General features: G+C 48.2%; 1 protein-coding gene. It reads right to left on the bottom strand.

Features of this window, described 5'->3' with window-relative positions; translation table 11 throughout:
• Positions 1 to 257, bottom strand: a 257-nt coding sequence (locus tag DXZ20_RS04640; protein WP_163703391.1) for a cadherin repeat domain-containing protein, incomplete at both ends; no start/stop codon positions are given.

Below are 257 nucleotides of genomic sequence, written 5' to 3'. Positions count from 1 at the left end.
TGACCAGGTCTTGCGTATCGGTCAAACCAGAGGAATCTGTAACCGTAACCTGAAGCTCATAGTCATTGTTGCCATTGGCATCAACAGGTGCTTCAAAGTCCGGCGCATTGGTAAAGGTAACAACACCACTGTTAGCATCAATGGAGAACAAGGATTGGTCTGCTCCACCACTCAGGCTATAGGTCAAGCCAGATCCTTCGGAATCGTTATCATCCGATGTCTCCACATCTATCGCACTGGTCTGATTCTCGGGAACA

This window comes from Adonisia turfae CCMR0081 (genome assembly GCF_011009555.1).
Classification (GTDB): domain Bacteria; phylum Cyanobacteriota; class Cyanobacteriia; order Phormidesmidales; family Phormidesmidaceae; genus Leptothoe; species Leptothoe turfae.
This window is presented reverse-complemented; position numbering and strand designations above follow the sequence as displayed.